This window comes from Pseudomonas sp. FeS53a (assembly GCF_000931385.1).
In the GTDB taxonomy this organism is placed as follows: domain Bacteria; phylum Pseudomonadota; class Gammaproteobacteria; order Pseudomonadales; family Pseudomonadaceae; genus Metapseudomonas; species Metapseudomonas otitidis.
Map to the genome: position 1 here is coordinate 209,923 of NZ_JYFT01000011.1, position 634 is coordinate 210,556.

Below are 634 nucleotides of genomic sequence, written 5' to 3' on the forward strand. Positions count from 1 at the left end.
GTCCTCCAGGCGCCGTACCAGGGCCTTCAGGCGCTTTACGGCACGGGGCTCGGGTTGCCAGGGGCGCAGCTCGTCCTGGTGGCGCTCGCCGTATTCGGCGATCAGCTTGGCGTCGACCTTGTCGGTCTTCACCCGCTGCAACTGGCTGCGGGCGTAGTGGGCGATCTGCGCCGGGTTGAGGACACAGACCCGATAGCCTTGCTCCAGCAGCCATTCGGCCAGGGCTTCATGGTGGATGCCGGTGGCCTCCATCACGACCCAGGCTCCGGGTTCGCTGTGYTTGTTCAGCCAGTCGCGCAAGACGGCGAAGCCCGCTTTGTCGTTGGCCAGCTTGGCCTTGGTGCGGTACTTGCCGTTGGGCTGCAGGGTGGCGAGGTCAAAGGTGTGTTTGGCGATGTCGATGCCGATGACGCTGGGCATGGATTCTCCTCTCGATCCGTTCAGACGCGATCATCACTGCACCCGGCCCAACCTTGTGAATGCGAGCTCGAAGCTCTGGATACCGTTCGGGCTGTTCGAGTGAGTGTGGAGGGGCGGAGCACTATCTACGTTGCAGGCTCGCGGCCTAAGGGTGGGCACGGCTTCCTATCCCTCCCCCGATGATCAGTCGGGGACTATGCCCCTGGGGTGGGGC

At 64.3% G+C, this 634-nt stretch carries 1 protein-coding gene; it reads right to left on the minus strand.

What is annotated here, in order from left to right:
• Positions 1-420 (minus strand): IS110 family transposase (locus SZ55_RS04600; protein ID WP_044402044.1); only part of this gene is annotated, 420 nt, incomplete at its 3' end.
• Positions 421-634: the final 214 nt, after the last annotated feature.